The organism is Lwoffella lincolnii (assembly GCF_002014765.1).
Lineage (GTDB): Bacteria > Pseudomonadota > Gammaproteobacteria > Pseudomonadales > Moraxellaceae > Psychrobacter > Psychrobacter lincolnii.
Map to the genome: position 1 here is coordinate 41,289 of NZ_MUYT01000001.1, position 16,995 is coordinate 58,283.

A 16,995-nucleotide genomic window follows, 5' to 3' on the forward strand; every position below is an offset into this window, starting at 1 on the left:
TGAATGCCATATGGTGATGTGTGAATGAATGGCGATGTGTGAGTCGATGATGATGTCATATGGTCATGGATTATGACTAAAAATCCTAATTTTAGTTTAACTTAAAAACCATTCAACCATTAGCAAATACTCTAACCAATGTTATAATTAGAATGTTATGGTTCATCAATGTCATCATTGACCAATTTTACCCAACCCAAAAGTACCCAGCTAAAAAATCAAAGTGTGTTTATGCGTTCATCATCTGCACCGCCATCATCTGTCTTGCTGTCATTGTTAATTAATCAAGTGCCAGCCAATCAAGCCAAAATACCACAGACAAAGGCATGTCAGCTGTTGGTTTTTTTGATGGTGGTGAGTTGCTTTGTGCTTGGTTTGTCTGTGGTGAGCTTATTAACTGCTCAAACGGCTGTGGCTGCCACGCCAACCATGCCAACAACCGTACCAACCACGACCAGCTCCCCATTGGCTGATGGTGGCGAAGAGCGTGAAGCCCAAATCAACACAACGCCTGACCCTTTTGGGCGAGAAACACCACGTGGCACTGTACTGGGATTACTTCGAGCATTGACTGATGATGAGCCACTGCTTGCCAGTAATTATATGAACTTAAGTCCTGCTGATAACGCCCCTGTAACGGTACGTAAGTTCAAAAAAGCTTTAGATACGGGTGGACGGTTGGACACAGATTTGCAAATCAGCAATTTACCTGAGGGCAATGTCCACGATAACCTGCCTGCTCATCGTGATCACGTTGGCTTTATTCGTGTCGAAGATGGACAAGTGCCACTGATAGTTGAGCGAGTACAGACACAGACGGCATCACCATACTGGAAGTTTTCTAAAGATACCATTGATGCCATCAACACACAGGTCAATACCCATAAGATGACTTGGGTAGAGCGCTATACCATTGATGCGTTAAAGGGCAAAAAAATTCTCAATCTTGACCTTGCAGACATCATGGCGGTAGTGCTATTGGTACTCAGCTGTTTTATGGTCATGTATGTGCTGGTATGGCTGTTGTATTTACTGGTTAATTTTGTTTATCCCAGAGTCAGAAACCGCCCGTTACCCATCAATGGCAAAGTGATTTTACCGTTTTCGGTGGTGTTGACATCGCTGATGTTGACCGAAATTATGTTACTGGCTGGCGTGTCGGTAACGGTGCGAGAGCCAGTCAATCGTTTTAGCGAAATTTTGGCATTGATGGCGGTTAGTTGGCTGTTGCTTCGGGTGATTGATGCGGTGTTTGGCAGTGCCGAACGCATCAGTTATAAGCGTAACTATGTTGAGCGATTAGCGATTATCGGTCTGTTACGCAAAATGGCAAAAGTGTTGCTATTTATCTTTGCTGCCATCATTATCTTTGGTAATTTGGGTTTTGATTTGACTGGTGGTATTGCTGCTCTTGGGGTGGGTGGTTTGGCATTGGCATTGGGGGCGCAAAAGACGGTAGAAAATTTGGTCGGTAGTTTGGTGGTGGTGGCCGACCGCCCCATTCGAGTCGGTGATTATTGTCGTTTTGGCAGTCTTGAAGGGACGGTGATAGATATTGGCATTCGCTCAACTCGCATTCGTACTTTAACTCGCACCATTGTTACCGTGCCTAATGGTGACTTTTCATCAATGATGATTGAGAACTACGCTGCTCGTGATATGTTCCGTTTTTATCATAAGCTGTTTATCAAACGCTCAGCAGAGCCTAGGATATTAAAGGAACTGATTTATGACCTTGAGCAATTTTTACGCAATCATGAACTCACCAATCAAGAATGGAATCAAGTCTATCTGATTGAGTTGCGTCAAGATTGCTATGTCATCGAATTACAAGCTTACATTCATGCCAGTGGCATTGTTGAGTTTTATGAAAAACAGACCACGGTGCTGTTAGATATTCTAAATAAAGTGGCAGAGTATGATGTTGAACACGCCTTGCCAACACAGCAGTTGCTGCTGAATACTGATCATGGCATGTCTGAGTCATCACCCGTTCCAAAAACCTACCCAAATCAACCCAGCGTAAGGACAAAAAATGACCATACCCAACGTCAATCATCTCACAACACCGATGCCATTCACAGTACCAATACCAAAGGTGCGTTATCTGACCCAAGCGGACTATCAACCAACCCATGAAGCCATGCTCCAGCGAACGCTGGCACGCATTGACGATAAAAAGGCAGGAATAGACACACCAGATGAGTTATGGGTGGTTGACCATAACGATGTCTATACCTTAGGGCAGGCGGGTAAACCTGAACACATCTTGGCACGCAATGACACGCCCATTATCCAAACTGACCGTGGCGGACAAGTAACATGGCATGGGCATGGGCAGTTGGTGGTGTACTGGCTGTTTGACTTAAATGCTCTGGATTGGAAAGTGCGAGATTTGGTGTCTCATGCTGAACAGGCCATAGAAGATGTGGTGAATGGCTATTTAGCCACAGCGACCATGTCTGCCAATGCCAGCAAGCCGAATGTCAACAAGCCCAATGTCAACAACTTAGTTGCTAAAGCACGCCAAGATGCCCCAGGGGTGTATATTTATCAACAACAACAAGATGGCACATTAGGTGAGATGTTGGGTAAAATCGCTTCATTAGGCTTTAAAATTAAGCATGGCTTTAGTTATCATGGCATCGCTTTAAATGTCAGTTGTGATTTGTCAGCGTTTCATTTAATTAATCCTTGTGGTTATGCAGGCATGCAAATGCTCAGATTGGCGGACTTGATACCCATGGGTGATGGTCAGGCAGATGATGGCCGCATCAATGACAACCAAGTCAGTCAAAATCTGATACATGCCATCACACAACGTCATCAAGGGCAGGTGGCATTGCGTCAATGACAGTTAGGCAACAGTTAGATGACAGTTAGATGACAACGGTATGTCTGTCTTGCTATACTTGCTGAGCAATTATTACAAACATGTTATGTATTTTTTATAAGGAGAACACACATGGCAGATTTTAATCAAATATTGGACGCAGGCGATGTTGATAATGGTGTGATTAACGTGGTCATCGAAATCCCCACAGGCAGTAACCACAAAGTTGAATGGAAGCGTCAATTGGGCTGCTTTAAGCTTGACAGAGTTGAGCCAGCCATCTTTGCTAAGCCTTGCAATTATGGCTTTATTCCCCAAACGTTAGATGAAGATGGTGATGAATTAGATGCCTTAGTCATCACCACTGAACCATTACCAACAGGGGTGTTCTTAGAAGCCAAAGTCATTGGTGTGATGAAATTTGTGGATGATGGTGAAGTTGATGATAAAATCATCGTTGTGCCTGCCGATGACCGAAACACAGGCAACGCCATCAATGGCCTAGATGACTTACCAAAGCAGTTCATTAAACAGTTAGAATTTCATTTTAACCGTTATAAGGACCTAAAAAAAGCAGACAGCACCACTGTTGACTCTTGGGGTGATGTCGCTGAAGCCAAGCAAGTGATTCGTGATGCCATTCAACGCTGGAAAGATGACGCCTAATCCCCTAATCCGTGATTCATGCTTTCGTGATGACTGCTGATAACGGTTAAAATGAATCACGATAAGCTTTAATGATGAACCAGTCTAATGATGAGCAAGTTGTCAGTCAGCTTGCTTATGATATGACCGATTGATTTGACGAACTGTCAAGTTGTAGCCATTGCCCCACCACAGTTGCCAGCTCATCAATGCCTTGTTTTTTAAGGGCAGAAAATGACTGAATGCTAAATGGTAAATCCAGCCTTTGTAAGGTTTGTTGAGTTTTTAGTAAGGTGTTTTTGGCTTGTCCAAATTTAAGTTTGTCAGCTTTGGTCAACAACACATGCACAGGCAACTCACCATCTTTTGCCCACAATAGCATTTGTTCGTCAAAATATTTGAGTGGATGGCGGATATCAGTCATCAATACCAAACCTGCCAAACTTTTTCTATCGACCAAATAGGACTCTAGTTCCACTTGCCATTCTCGTTTCATCTCTTCAGGCACAGCAGCATAACCATATCCTGGTAAATCCACGATACGCTGAGTATCATTACCCACCTTAAAGAAGTTAATCATTTGCGTACGCCCTGGGGTTTTAGAGGAGCGAGCAAGTTGTCTTTGATTGGTCAAAGTGTTAATGGCAGAAGATTTGCCCGCATTTGACCGTCCTGCAAATGCCACTTCAAAGCCACTGTCAGCAGGACAAAGTTGAAAGGTGGGGGCAGACATCAAAAATTCAGTTTGCCAAATGCGTTTCAGATGGCGATTGATTGAGTGGGGGTTGGTTTTGTCTTGGTTTGGGGTTTGGGCATAAGTCATGGTTTGACCTTAAAACGTCAGTTTAAGCTTAATGACAGTCAGCTTAATTAAAAGCGGTTGGATTAAAAGCAGTTTAATTAAAAGCACTTAGGCTGGCATGTGTTGTTAAAATATTTTTGCACAAAGAAGCCAAATTGTAACAAACTTAATGGGCAAACTCATCACACCATTCACATCACAACAGAATAAATCACAAAAAAATTGCCCATTAGGTCACAATTTGTATCAAAAATGACGTAAGTCTTGCTATAATGACGGCTGAAAACTGGATTTATTGTAGGGATTTATTGTAGGGATTTATTGTAGGGATTAGTGTTGTTTGAACCAAGATTGTTTTTACTGATGCTTATCCAGCCGTTTTGGCAATACACCCACAACACCCACATTTTATTCGCTTAGCTCAAATTAAGCCAAATTTAAGTAAGTAGGATTTTATCGATGAAAAAATTGCTCACTGCCGTCAGTTTGTCGTTGTTCAGTGTGAGTGCATTGGCAGCCATCAACGTGCCTAAGCATGACATCGAAGCTGGCAAAACCATTGCAGAGAATAATTGTGCCGCTTGTCATGGTGTCAATGGGGTCAGCGTTGTGCCGTCACAACCGAACTTGGGCGGTCAGCACATCAAATATCTGTACAAACAGCTACTGGACTTTAAGTCTGGTCATCGAGTCAATGGCATCATGCAAGCACAGGTTGCCAACTTATCTCAGCAAGACCTTGCGAATGTCTCAGCTTTTTATGCCAGTCAACAGCCTTGGGGTGTCAGTTATGGCAACCCTGCCACCGCAGACCAAGCCATTAAATTGTATTTAGGTGGTGATAAGAGTCGTGGCGTCATTCCGTGTTCTGGCTGTCATGACCCTAAAGGTCAAGGCAATGCGTGGGCAGGTTTTCCACGCTTGGGTGGTCAGCATTCGGCTTATGTCGCCACGCAGTTAAAGTTATTTCGTGCTGCTGGTCGTGAAGATGATGTCAGTAAAGACCAGATGCGTGTCAACGATGCTGCCAAAGAAGGTGAAAAAGGCATGATGCAGATGGTGGCAAAACACTTATCTGACAAAGACATCGCCATGCTGTCAGACTTGATTGCTGGATTGCACTAATCCACATATTTTGAGCCGATAGACAGATATTTTATGGTCATTTTGTGTTTGTCTTTTTCCATACTTTGCCCATCATACCTTGCTCCATCTTGCCCCATAAAGTCATGAGAATTTTATGGGGCGTTTTGTTTCACCTTTTATTAACTTTTATTAATTATCAATTAATTTTTTAACTGTGTATTAGCTGTTTTTTAATTGTATATTAACCGTGATTGGAACAGTCATGCAATCAACCAAACTTTCTGCTTCTTATTTGTTGGCTTGTGTGTTGCCGTTATTTTTGTTTACTTGGTTTGCTGAGCCTTATGCCAGTCAAATGGATTTTTGGTTGGCGTGGCTTGTTGCCATGCTATTGGTAAGCTTGCCCGTGTTGTTTGCTGAGATTGGGCTTGCCAGACGCAGTGGGCAATCTCCCTTGTTGGCGATGCCTGTATTAACCAGAGAATCCGATTCCAGCATGGCATGGCGTGGCTATGGGTGGTTGGCACAGCTGACAGCCTTATCTTTGGCGGCTTTGGTGATTGCCAGCATTGGTGTGCATGGTCAAGCATTATTTGCCATGGTGGGGGTGGTGTTGCCAACGTTTGTGGTTGGGGCGTTGTTGATGGCAGTAGTGCTGATGATAAGTGTGCTGGGGTCTGGTTTGATAAAACCCATGCTGTTATTGGCATTGTTGGCGGTGCTTGCCACCATTGGCATTCATCTGGCAGATGGTTTTGAGCTGACCAATATGCAGATGACAGCATTTTCTTTGGCTGAATGGGCAAGGGCAGTGGCGTTGGCATTACTTTGCTTTGCTGTGGGTGGTGGTGTGTATTGGTGGGAGCTAAGCCAAACCAACTTAAACCAAACCAACTTAAACCAAGCCCAACCAAATCAGGTCAATCAATCTGCTCAATCTCAATCGTCTGCCAGTCGGCAGGTGTTGCCTATTTTGGCGGTGCAAGTGGTGGTGGGACTGGTGGCGATGGTATTGGTGGCAAGTAAAGAAGCCACCTTATCAATGACGTTGATGCTGATGTCTACTGACACAACGTTGGTACAAGGTGCTAAGATGGGCAGTACACTGGCATCTGGGCTGTTGGTGATGGCAGGGGTGAGTTTGGCAATCGCTTTGGTGTCTATGACCATGATTCAAGTCAAAGAGCGATTAGGATTGGTAAAGTCAATGCTGATGCTATTGCCAGCATTAGTGCTGGTGGTGTTACCAGTTTATGTGCTGTGGGGATTGACGGTGATGCTAAGCATCATCAGCGTATTGGTATTAAGTGTTTTTGTGGGTTGGCAGATGAAAATCAGTCATTTAAGAAAATCGTTAAACTTCTCTAGCGAAATCAATTATAACCTATGGCGTGTTGCCATTCGTATTTTTGTGCCATTGGCATTATTGGTTGCGATGGTGGGTTGGGTACAGATTTGGTTGGGGTGATGTTTTTTTCAGAGGTGTTTTTGTGAACATTGTCTGATTTTAGATGACATGTTTTATGTTTTAGCATTTATAAAGTGAGCCTATCAATGACCCACATTCCGATTACTTTGGCATATGCTCCTGACGAACCAACTGATGGTCAAACACATAAAATCAGCCAGCGACAACTATATCAGTCGTTACAAATCAAAAGTGGTACGACCATTTATCAAGCATTAAAGCTGTGCGGTTGGCTTGATGAATTTTTTGAGCTTAAAGCATGGTGTCAGGCACATCAAGATGAACAAAAACCCACTGCCAAAGATTGGCGAGTGGGGATATTTTCCCAAAAACAACCCTTAAGTTATGTGTTGCAAGCTTATGATAGGGTAGAAGTCTATCGAGCATTAAGCGTTGAACCGATGCAAAGACGCAAACAAAAGTAGCCACCATCACTGACTGACCATATCAATCGTCCTAACGCACAAGGCAGTCATTGTTTATCTTTTGCCATTTGATGAGCTGTTTGGTGGACCATCTAATGTGTCAGCTATCTGATAGGTAAGGTTTCGATGCCTTCAATGCGGCTGACTTTTGCCTGTTCATCAAAATAGACACTCAAACGTTGCTTGGCGTTGTGAGTGTTGAGCTTGCCTTGTCGCTTACCGTCTGTCCCTGCGGTGTAATCATACAGATAATCCCAACGTCTTGGATTGAGTGTGTCGTTGACGGCAGGACTGCCCAATAGATACAGTACTTGCTCACTGTCCATACCGATTTGTATTTGTTTGGCTTGTATTTGGGTGATGTGAGTGCCTTGGGGTATGTCGATGGTATGGACAGACAATAGTGAGCAGCCACCCAAAACACTGATGCTCAACGCCATCGTGGTGATGGTAAATGGGTTTTTTATAAATCGAGTAAAGACATTCATGATGGTCATTTCATTTTAACTAAAAAAACAGTAAGATAAAAAGGTCAAACAATGATAAAGCAAATGCCTTATTTATGCAATTTGGGTGATGTCATTTTGTATCAGTTGCTAAACAAGATTGGCTTGGGTTTTTGTTTGGTTTTTGTTCACCTTAAGCGACTTTATCATTTAATTTTTTTATGATGGACGTTATTCGTTAAATATGGAGAATATTATGGCCTATACCAATCAAGACCTTAGAAAAGCTGGACTAAAAGTTACCTTACCAAGGGTAAAAATTTTAGAGTTACTAGAAAATGCTCAACAGCATCATATGAGTGCAGAAGAAGTGTATAAAGCCTTGATTGACCAAGGAGAAGATGTGGGCTTGGCGACAGTTTATCGAGTATTGACCCAGTTTGAGCAGGCGGGCATTGTTGAACGGCATAATTTTGAAAATAACTTGTCGGTATTTGAGATATCTCACGGAGAACACCACGACCACTTGGTGTGCGATGTGTGCGGTAAAATCATTGAGTTTCATAACGACATCATTGAAGCACAACAAAAACAGGTTGCTAAAGAGCATGGTTTTAAATTATCTGGACATTCGTTGGTGCTTTATGGCATTTGTGCCAACAAATCTTGTCGTGAAAGTATAAAATCGTAAAGTATAGAATCGTCATAAAACTGATGATAATATTGTCCGTTCGTTCAAACGAGAATTTAAATGAGCATATGGAGCAGTGGCATGCCATTAAAAGAAATCATGTTTAAAGAGATGTTGATAAAAGGTATGTTGGTACTGACCTTAGGGGCAGGGTTGCTTACCGCTTGTGATGCAAAAGATGCCTGCTTAGATGGTGGTGGTCGATATGATGAAGAAAAGAAAGTGTGTGAGTATTCATGACGTTAAGCCCACCAACACCGCTGGGTTTGATGGTGGGGCTAGTGACATCATTCATTAATGTCCAAATCATTCATTAATGTCTAAAGACAATGTGTTGTCATCATCTATGTCTTGACCTGCATTTTTGCCTTCTAGTTTGATTTGTAGGCGTAGGTCATTGGGTGAATCGGCGTGTTTGAGGGCATCTTTGTAAGTGATTTCACCTGCTTCATACAAATCAAACAAGGCTTGGTCAAAGGTTTGCATGCCCTGCTCACGAGAACGCTTCATCACAGGCTTAATTTCATGGACTTCTCCTTTACGAATAAAGTCACTGATAAGTTGTGAATTTAACAAAATCTCAATCGCTGCTCGTCGCCCTTTGCCATCTGGTGTGGGTATCAGCTGTTGGGCAATGATGGCACGTAAGTTGAGCGACAAGTCCATAAATAGTTGATTATGACGGTCGGCCTCAAAAAAGTGAATGATGCGGTCAATGGCTTGGTTGGCGTTGTTAGCGTGCAAGGTGGCAAATACCAAATGCCCTGTTTCGGCATATTGAATGGCGTAACTCATGACTTCACGGTTACGAATCTCCCCAATCAAAATCACATCTGGGGCTTGACGCAGGGTGTTTTTTAGCCCCGCTTCAAACGATAGGGTGTCAATACCCACTTCACGTTGAGTAACGATACAGCCTTTGTGTTCGTGGACGTATTCAATGGGGTCTTCGATGGTGATGATGTGTCCTCGAGAGTTGGCATTGCGATAGCCCATCATGGCGGCAAGGGTGGTGGATTTACCTGTGCCTGTTGCTCCGACCAATAGGATAATGCCACGTTTTTTCATCGCCAATTCTTTTAAGATGATGGGCAGATTTAAGTCTTCAACCGTGGGGATTTCTGTTTCAATTTTACGCAGCACCATGCCAGCATGGTTTCGTTGGATAAAAGCACTGACACGAAAGCGTGCTGTCTCACCTTTATCGCTAATGGCAAACTGGCACTCATTGGTCTCTTCAAATTCTTGTTTTTGGCTGTTGGTCATGATGCTGGTAACCAGCTGCATGGTTTGCTTGGGTGATAATGGTGATTTGCTCACAGGCATGATTTGACCATTAATTTTTATAGATGGTGGCACATTGGCGGTAATGAATAGGTCTGAGCCGTTTTGTTTTACCATTAATTGTAATAATTTATCAAAATCCATAATAAACGTCTCTCATTGAGCATTAAACAAAAGCTTCAGGCTGTTTGGCATACGCGCGGGCAGATTCTTTGCTGATGGTGCCTTTACTGACTAAGTTTTTTAGGGTTTGATCCAGCGTCGTCATGCCTTCGCCTGCTCCAGTTTGAATGGCAGAATACATCTGAGCAACTTTGTTTTCACGGATAAGGTTACGAATGGCAGGCGTGCCAAGCATGATTTCGTGAGCTGCTACCCGACCTCCTGTCTGACGTTTCAGTAGGGTTTGTGAGATAACCGCTTGTAATGACTCAGAAAGCATGGCTCGTATCATGTCTTTTTCGGCAGCAGGGAACACGTCAATCACACGGTCAATGGTTTTAGCCGCAGAGCTGGTGTGCAAAGTGCCAAACACCAAGTGTCCTGTTTCAGCAGCAGTCAAAGCAAGGCGAATGGTTTCAAGGTCACGCATCTCACCCACCAAGATGATGTCAGGGTCTTCACGAAGAGCTGAGCGTAATGCAGCATCAAAGCTTAGGGTATCACGGTGAACTTCACGCTGGTTGACCAAGCTTTTTTTGGATTCATGGACAAACTCAATGGGGTCCTCAATGGTCAAGATATGCTCACGACGGGTCTCATTGATATAGTCAATCATCGCTGCCAATGTGGTGGATTTGCCTGAGCCTGTCGGTCCTGTAACCAGCACCACGCCTTTTTTAAAGTTAGACACTTTTTTAAACACATCACCCATGCCAAGTTGTTCCATGGTCAATACTTCTGATGGAATGGTACGAAACACCGCACCTGCTCCACGGTTTTGGTTAAAGGCGTTGACACGAAAGCGAGCAAGTTTAGGGATTTCAAAAGAAAAGTCAGTTTCAAAAAACTCTTCATAATCTGCACGTTGTTTGTCGTTCATGATGTCATAGATAAGCTGATGAACATCTTTGTGTTCTAGGGGTGCCATGTTGATGCGTTGAACTTCACCATCGACACGTATCATCGCAGGCAGACCTGCTGAAATGTGCAAATCCGAAGCTTTGTTTTTGACCACAAAGCGTAACAAATCTTCAATACTGACTTGACTCATGATAGAGTTCCTTACGGTTGTTTTTATTAAAAGGCTTTATGAACTGATGAAGATGTGTCATAAAATAGACACCACAGTCATTTGCTTATAATAGCAAGACTTGACGGATTTGTCAGAGTAAAAAATGACCAAAACCACCATCTTAGTAAGCATCTTTGAAAACATAAAAATCAACCCCCATCAAAACCGATAAGGACACATCATGCCCAATCATTCTCAAGCCTTTGAACAATCTAACACACTGACAGACAACCAACGTCAAGCTCTGATGGCACGATGGCAAATGGTTAAAGAGCAAATCACTCAAGTTTGCAATGCCAAACAGCAATCACAATCTGTCAAATTGACCAAATCCGCCAATGACATCATCTTACTGGCAGTCTCAAAAACCAAATCTGTTGAAATGATAAACACCCTGTATCAAGCAGGACAACAGCATTTTGGCGAAAATTATCTACAAGAAGCGGTGGAAAAAATCAGCCAGCTCAGCGAGTTGACAGATGCCTCAAAGGCTAATGCCATGCCCATTGTGTGGCATTATATTGGTCATATTCAACGCAATAAAACTCGTGATATTGCCAAACACTTCGATTGGGTGCATACCATCGAGCGTGATATCATTGCCAAACGGCTCAACGACCAACGGGCTGATGACCTATCACCCCTTAATGTGCTGATTCAAGTCAACATTGATGATGAAAGCCGTAAGTCTGGCTGCCACCCCAGCGACGTGATGGCACTGGTTGAGCGTATCATGGCATATCCTAAGCTCAATTTGCGTGGGCTGATGGTCATTCCTGCTAAGGACAGCACAGATGCCTTTGTTCGCACAAAAGCGTTGTTTGATGACATCAGCAACGGTTATCCACAGCTTGAGCAGTGGGACACGCTGAGCATGGGCATGAGTGGTGATATGGAGATGGCGATTAATCATGGCAGTACCATGGTGCGGGTAGGGACAGCAATATTTGGTGAGCGGTAAAACTTATGCCGTTTTGCTAAAAATAAAATCCCAAATGCCATGCCCACGCTCAATGCCCCGTTTTTCAAATTTGGTCATCGGACGAAATGCTGGTCGTGGGGTGGCATTGCCAACCCCTGCAGTGTTGCTGAATCCATCAAAATTATCCAACACATTGAGTATCCATTCAGCATAGTCTTGCCAATCGGTTGCTGTGTGAAACCAACCCCCTGTCTTTAGCACTCGATGCACGATGGGTATCCGCTCTGGGCTGACAAAACGGCGTTTGTGATGGCGTTTTTTTTGCCAAGGGTCAGGAAAATACAGTTGAATGTGGTCGATGTGTTCATCTGGCAGTTGTTGCATGAGTTTTATGGCATCGCCATTGATGATTTTGAGATTATCAAGCCCAAGTTCACCTGCCATATAGGCACATTTGCCAATGCCTGGTTCATGCACTTCTATGCCAACAAAGTTATGCTGGCGGTTTTGCTCTGCCATCTTGACCAATGAGTCCCCCATTCCAAAGCCAATTTCCAGCGTCAGGGGGGCATCAGCTGTATTGTGAGTGTCGGTAAACAGTTGTCGCAAGTTGGTGATGCCTGTGATGTCGCCATCTTGTCCATTAACTAAGTAATGAGCAAAACTTGGGTCAGTTAAGGCCTGCTCTGCCATTTTGTTCATGTGTGTTCGCCGTTTCATAAAGGTGTTGACAAAACGGAGATGGGCAGGTTGTTTGTCTTTAGATGAACCGTTGGTTACTTGTTCATTGGTTGCTTGGTCATTGGTGGTGTTTTCTGTGTTCATGTTGGCTGAGTTCATATTTGGTATGTTCATGGGGTATGTGTTTATTAGTTAAAATGTTTATCAATTAAAGTATTTATCAATTAAAGTATTTATCAATTAAAGTTGGTTTTACGTATGTGCTGTCATGCGTGGGTGCTATAATGGGGCTAATTATAAGCCAAAACTTGTGATGATGGCTATTGGGATAAGGGACTTTTACTCTCCGATGCCGTAGACTTTATGCACAGAATTAAGGTAACTCATATACCATAACGCTTGTATAAATTTTGCTAAAATAACTTCATGAAAGCACTCAAGCTGTGCATACGAGACAAACACACAGAGCAACCAAACCACCTAAGCGGTTCGGTTAATTTTGTGTGGAATTATGTTAATGACTTAAGTTTTCAGCATCTACAATGCAAAGGTAAATTTCTATCTGCTTACGATTTAAACCAATATACCCAATATATCCAATATACAAAGGGTAGCGGTGAACCATTGGGCTTGTATGGTCAAACCATTTAAACCATCACCATTCAAACCATTAATGAAACCCACGCCAAATCTTGCAAACAATTTAAAAAAACAAAACCAAACTGGCGAACCAATAACCCACAATCTAAGCGTAAAGCATTGGGCTGGATACTAGGCTAGACCGTCTTGTGAATAAATCCTCGAACGATGGGGGAAGGGAGTCAAGGCAATGCTATTTATCGAAACCGATTCACCACCACCATTTTATCAAGCTCAGCTAAGTGATAAACAGCGTAGACAGCTTGACCAATGGTATATTGGGCATCGCTCGCAAGCCTATTATCTTAAGCGGTTTGAGCAGTTTGATAAGCAGAACCATCTGTCTGCCAAATGGCATTGGGCAGCGTTTTTTGTTACCTTTGGTTGGCTGTTGTATCGCAAACGTTATTTAGATGCCATTGTTTATTCAGTGGCAGGTTGGTCATTTATTCAGCTTAATATCACCATCATCTTGGTGTTTTGTGAGTATTTGTTTATTGGCAGTATGGCAGATGTTTGGCAGATGCCGATACGGATACTGATAGGTGGGGCGGTGTGGTTATTTTGGTCGGTGATGGTGGCAAGATGGTCAGATGCTTATTATTATCGCATGGCACGGCGTGAGATTGCTGATGCCCTTGAGCAGTTCCCTAAAGATGACGTGGCACAAAAAGCATTTTTACAAAAAGAAGGTGGCGTGAGCGTGTTTGGGCTTGGGCTGGCAATGGGGTTTTTGTTGTTTGTTGTGGCGGTGGTGCAGGTGCAGTTTTTGCCCATTTTTGCCAAAAGTGAAGCACAAAAAATTATTTATGCCACTTATGACCGTGCCAGTAGTGCTAAGTCTCGAGTGGCGGTCATTTTTGAACAAACTGGGGTTTGTCCTGTCAATCTGCCCATTACCGCTGATGGGCATCAGATGAGCATGCAAGTGGTGGATAACGTGGCAGGCATGCAGACGGATTGTGCGGTTATGGCAACATTTGTGGACATCTCTTTTCCAAATCGCAATCTCAATGGTAAAAAGATGCTGTTTTACCATACCCAAGATAACCGTTGGCAGTGTACCAGCTCACTTAATCATAAGCAAAAACCACCCAAATGTATGGATTGATATGATGGCTGTGTGTTTTGATTATGAGTTCTTAAGCTTATTTTTGCTTGCTGACTTCGGCATTTGTCAAGGTGTTGATGACTTGATTGTCAATATTCTTAGCTTGCGTCATGTCTTCGTCAAATAAACTCTCCAACTCAACAAGGGCAGCTTTATCTGTGGCTATCAGTTCAGCTTCATTATCATAGATGGCTTGTTGTTTGGCCAATAAGGCATCATCATAATCCCGAAAGGTGCGGATGGTCTCGATGGCTTTTTCTGGACTTAAGCCCAAAATTTGTAAAGATTCTCGAGACATGTCTAATGAAGTTAAATAAGTCTCTCGCCAGATATGCACCACGCCAATGTCTTTTAAACGGTAGTAGTGTTGACGGTTGCGTGCCCTTGCCAATAACGTTAAGTTGGGATAATGACGAATGATGTGATCGGCGGTTTGGACAGACTGTTCTATGTCATCAACAGCCAAGATAAATAATTTGGCTTTATCGATGCCAGCCGCTCTTAGGGTTTCAGGATTTTTGGGGTTACCGTAATAAACTTGGTTACCAAATTTACGCACAAAATCCACTTGGTGAGCAGAGTTTTCGATGGCGGTAAACTCAATGCTGTGTAGCCTGAGTATCCGTGCGATGATTTGTCCCATACGTCCAAAGCCTGCAATGATGACCCTGTGTTCATGGTTGGGAATGGTGTCATATTCACGCTTGGGCTGTTGTTTGGCAAAATAAGGTTCACCCACTTTATCCAGTAGCATCATGGCAAAAGGTGTTAATGCCATTGAGAGGGTAACGAGTAGGGTTAACGTATTGGCAATGTCATTTTGAATTAGACCTTGGCTGTTGGCGGTGCTAAACAGCACAAAAGCAAATTCACCACCTTGTGCCAACACCACGCCCAGACGCAAGCTTGTTGGTATGCGATTGCCCAAAAGCTTGGCAATCACTGACAAAATCACAAATTTAATCAGCATTAAGATAACCGCACCACCGATGATGAGCAAGGGGTTATCAATAATCAGCTTAATGTCGGTCAACATGCCTACCGACATAAAAAATAACCCAAGCAACAGCCCCTTAAATGGCTCAATACTGGCTTCTAACTCGTGGCGATATTCAGAATCTGCCAACAAGACCCCTGTTAAAAATGCGCCCAGTGCCATTGAAATGCCCAAATGTCCCATTAAAATAGACACTCCCATGACAATGAACAATGCCACGGCAGTGATGAGTTCGTTTGCCCCACTTTGAGCAACAAAACGAAAAAAAGGACGCACCACAAAGCGACTGACAATAAACAACCCACCAAATACTGCCACCACCTTGGCAAAATATATCAAATCATAACTTTGCTCACGCACCCCTGTTAAAAATGGAATAATCGCCAATAATGGAATGACAGCAATGTCTTGAAATAATAAAATGGTGAATGCTTCACGCCCATGTGTGGCAGACAGTTGTTGTCGTTCAGTCAACAACTGCAACACAAAGGCTGTTGACGATAACGCCAGACCAAAGCCAATGATGAATGATGAATCCAGCCTAAGCCCAAACAGGTGATTCACCAATACCATCAATATCACACCCGTAACCGTAACTTGCAAGCCACCGAGCAAAAAAATGGAACGACGCAACGCCCATAAGCGTGATGGTTGTAACTCAAGCCCAATTAAAAACAGCAACATCACCACGCCAAACTCAGAAAAATGCAACAAACTCTCAGCATTGCCTGCGACATCTAAACCACTCTTGCCAAGTAATAATCCTGTCATCAAATAACCCAGTACGCTGGCAACACCAAGGCGTTTACCCAACGGAACAAAGACAATCGCTGCTCCCAAAAACAGCGTTACTTGTAACATCAAATCAGACCCACCAGTGGCAGCAGCAAACATACAATGTCCTTATTGGCATCATTAATTGAGAATTTGGTTTTTAACAAACACCTTCCAAACACCATTATCAGCAATGGGATTGGTATAAGCGTCATTACGGCGTTTGCGTGGTTTTTTGCGACTGTCAATAATCTCAAAACCATCTAAAGCATGGACAATCAGCCCTGTGCGATAAAATCGCATTCTCACTGGGTCAAGCTCTTTACCCTTATGGTCTTTGGCAAAGACATACGCCCTAAGGTCGATAAACTCTCGATGAGCCACCAAACGCACATCATCATCGCCATCAAACACACGTTGCATGGCAAGGACTTGAGCCTCTGGATACTCGCCACATTTGTGTATCAATGCACCCAGCGAGCCGAAGTTTTTGGACTCTTTAGCACGAGTTTTGGTCAGATGCAAGCGTTGTACCCGCTGTACAAATTGTGGCAACTCAAGACTGGCAGGTAAAGGCAGATAATCAGGTGGCAGATAAGCAGAAGGATAAAACGCCATGGCACGGTCTATGAGTGGTTGCCACCGCTGTTGGTAAGCGGTTACTTCCTCCAAATTGCCATAAAAAATTGGCATGTCTTGTACTTGGGTCAAGATGTCTGGCGGTATCTGCTCTTCTCGCATTTTGGCGATGTCCGCTTGCAGGGTTGATAATAGGTCTTTGGCAAGTTTTTTATCATCAGTGGTCAGTGTGTCATTGATGTTAGCTTCACTGGCAAATGGGGGCAGTACAAATGGGGCAGAACGTCTGGTCATAAAGCGGTCATCTTAGTCAATATTGAAATAAAATTAAAATAAAAATCAACCATCATATGGTCAGTGTAACAAGAAGTTGGGCAA

General features: G+C 43.3%; 17 protein-coding genes and 1 pseudogene. 11 read left to right on the plus strand and 7 right to left on the minus strand.

Annotated features, from left to right (window positions below):
* The first annotated feature begins 168 nt into the window (after nucleotides 1-168).
* From B0682_RS00210 to B0682_RS00220, 3 genes are all read left to right on the plus strand, one after another.
* Nucleotides 169-2,139, plus strand: a complete 1,971-nt coding sequence (locus B0682_RS00210; RefSeq protein ID WP_078306101.1) for a mechanosensitive ion channel family protein — start codon at nucleotides 169-171, stop codon at nucleotides 2,137-2,139.
* Nucleotides 2,072-2,854 carry a lipoyl(octanoyl) transferase LipB gene (gene lipB, locus B0682_RS00215; protein WP_143823221.1) on the plus strand — a complete coding sequence of 261 codons (783 nt, stop codon included), beginning with the start codon at nucleotides 2,072-2,074 and terminating at the stop codon, nucleotides 2,852-2,854. Before B0682_RS00210 ends, lipB begins: the two co-directional genes overlap by 68 nt.
* Before the next feature lie 111 nt (nucleotides 2,855-2,965).
* Nucleotides 2,966-3,499, plus strand: a complete 534-nt coding sequence (locus B0682_RS00220; protein ID WP_078306103.1) for an inorganic diphosphatase — start codon at nucleotides 2,966-2,968, stop codon at nucleotides 3,497-3,499.
* A 115-nt stretch (nucleotides 3,500-3,614) separates the two neighbouring features.
* Here the strand turns inward: B0682_RS00220 and yihA are convergent, their stop codons facing one another.
* On the minus strand, nucleotides 3,615-4,301 hold the full coding sequence (gene yihA / locus B0682_RS00225) for a ribosome biogenesis GTP-binding protein YihA/YsxC (protein ID WP_078306104.1): 687 nt from the start codon (nucleotides 4,299-4,301) through the stop codon (nucleotides 3,615-3,617).
* Between the two features lie 438 nt (nucleotides 4,302-4,739).
* Between yihA and B0682_RS00230 the strand changes: the two genes are divergently transcribed.
* The 3 genes from B0682_RS00230 (at nucleotide 4,740) to B0682_RS00240 (ending at nucleotide 7,259) form a co-directional block, all read left to right on the plus strand.
* Nucleotides 4,740-5,405 carry a c-type cytochrome gene (locus B0682_RS00230; RefSeq protein ID WP_078306105.1) on the plus strand — a complete coding sequence of 222 codons (666 nt, stop codon included), beginning with the start codon at nucleotides 4,740-4,742 and terminating at the stop codon, nucleotides 5,403-5,405.
* A 223-nt stretch (nucleotides 5,406-5,628) separates the two neighbouring features.
* Nucleotides 5,629-6,834 (plus strand): hypothetical protein, encoded by a 1,206-nt coding sequence (locus tag B0682_RS00235; RefSeq protein ID WP_078306106.1) that lies wholly within the window; start codon nucleotides 5,629-5,631, stop codon nucleotides 6,832-6,834.
* An 86-nt stretch (nucleotides 6,835-6,920) separates the two neighbouring features.
* The gene (locus tag B0682_RS00240) at nucleotides 6,921-7,259 is read left to right on the plus strand and encodes an RnfH family protein (protein ID WP_078306107.1); all 339 of its coding nucleotides are present in this window, start codon (nucleotides 6,921-6,923) and stop codon (nucleotides 7,257-7,259) included.
* A gap of 104 nt (nucleotides 7,260-7,363) precedes the next feature.
* Here the strand turns inward: B0682_RS00240 and B0682_RS00245 are convergent, their stop codons facing one another.
* The gene (locus tag B0682_RS00245; protein ID WP_078306108.1) at nucleotides 7,364-7,747 is read right to left on the minus strand and encodes an outer membrane protein assembly factor BamE; all 384 of its coding nucleotides are present in this window, start codon (nucleotides 7,745-7,747) and stop codon (nucleotides 7,364-7,366) included.
* Nucleotides 7,748-7,961: 214 nt separating this feature from the next.
* Between B0682_RS00245 and fur the strand changes: the two genes are divergently transcribed.
* A complete protein-coding gene (gene fur / locus B0682_RS00250; protein ID WP_078306109.1) occupies nucleotides 7,962-8,396 on the plus strand; it encodes a ferric iron uptake transcriptional regulator in 435 nt (144 codons plus the stop codon).
* A gap of 60 nt (nucleotides 8,397-8,456) precedes the next feature.
* Nucleotides 8,457-8,636, plus strand: coding sequence for a hypothetical protein (locus B0682_RS00255; RefSeq protein WP_078306110.1), 180 nt, complete (start codon nucleotides 8,457-8,459; stop codon nucleotides 8,634-8,636).
* A gap of 66 nt (nucleotides 8,637-8,702) precedes the next feature.
* Here the strand turns inward: B0682_RS00255 and B0682_RS00260 are convergent, their stop codons facing one another.
* Both B0682_RS00260 and B0682_RS00265 read right to left on the minus strand, forming a co-directional pair.
* Nucleotides 8,703-9,824, minus strand: coding sequence for a PilT/PilU family type 4a pilus ATPase (locus tag B0682_RS00260; RefSeq protein ID WP_078306111.1), 1,122 nt, complete (start codon nucleotides 9,822-9,824; stop codon nucleotides 8,703-8,705).
* Between the two features lie 22 nt (nucleotides 9,825-9,846).
* Nucleotides 9,847-10,893, minus strand: a complete 1,047-nt coding sequence (locus B0682_RS00265) for a type IV pilus twitching motility protein PilT (RefSeq protein ID WP_078306112.1) — start codon at nucleotides 10,891-10,893, stop codon at nucleotides 9,847-9,849.
* Between the two features lie 202 nt (nucleotides 10,894-11,095).
* Here B0682_RS00265 and B0682_RS00270 point away from each other — a divergent pair, with 202 nt between their 5' ends.
* Nucleotides 11,096-11,875, plus strand: coding sequence for a YggS family pyridoxal phosphate-dependent enzyme (locus tag B0682_RS00270; RefSeq protein ID WP_078306113.1), 780 nt, complete (start codon nucleotides 11,096-11,098; stop codon nucleotides 11,873-11,875).
* A gap of 3 nt (nucleotides 11,876-11,878) precedes the next feature.
* Here B0682_RS00270 and trmB read toward each other — a convergent pair whose 3' ends face one another.
* Entirely contained in the window at nucleotides 11,879-12,691 is an 813-nt protein-coding gene (gene trmB / locus B0682_RS00275) for a tRNA (guanosine(46)-N7)-methyltransferase TrmB (RefSeq protein WP_143823209.1), read from the minus strand.
* 252 nt (nucleotides 12,692-12,943) lie between these two features.
* On the opposite strand from trmB, the pseudogene B0682_RS09560 reads away from it, so the two are divergent.
* Nucleotides 12,944-13,288, plus strand: a pseudogene (locus B0682_RS09560) (hypothetical protein); the annotation flags it as partial.
* Nucleotides 13,289-13,346: 58 nt separating this feature from the next.
* The gene (locus tag B0682_RS00285) at nucleotides 13,347-14,267 is read left to right on the plus strand and encodes a pilin (protein ID WP_078306114.1); all 921 of its coding nucleotides are present in this window, start codon (nucleotides 13,347-13,349) and stop codon (nucleotides 14,265-14,267) included.
* A 37-nt stretch (nucleotides 14,268-14,304) separates the two neighbouring features.
* Here the strand turns inward: B0682_RS00285 and B0682_RS00290 are convergent, their stop codons facing one another.
* Nucleotides 14,305-16,158 (minus strand): monovalent cation:proton antiporter-2 (CPA2) family protein, encoded by a 1,854-nt coding sequence (locus tag B0682_RS00290; RefSeq protein WP_078306115.1) that lies wholly within the window; start codon nucleotides 16,156-16,158, stop codon nucleotides 14,305-14,307.
* Between the two features lie 21 nt (nucleotides 16,159-16,179).
* Nucleotides 16,180-16,911, minus strand: a complete 732-nt coding sequence (locus B0682_RS00295) for a hypothetical protein (RefSeq protein WP_078306116.1) — start codon at nucleotides 16,909-16,911, stop codon at nucleotides 16,180-16,182.
* Nucleotides 16,912-16,995 lie beyond the last annotated feature (84 nt).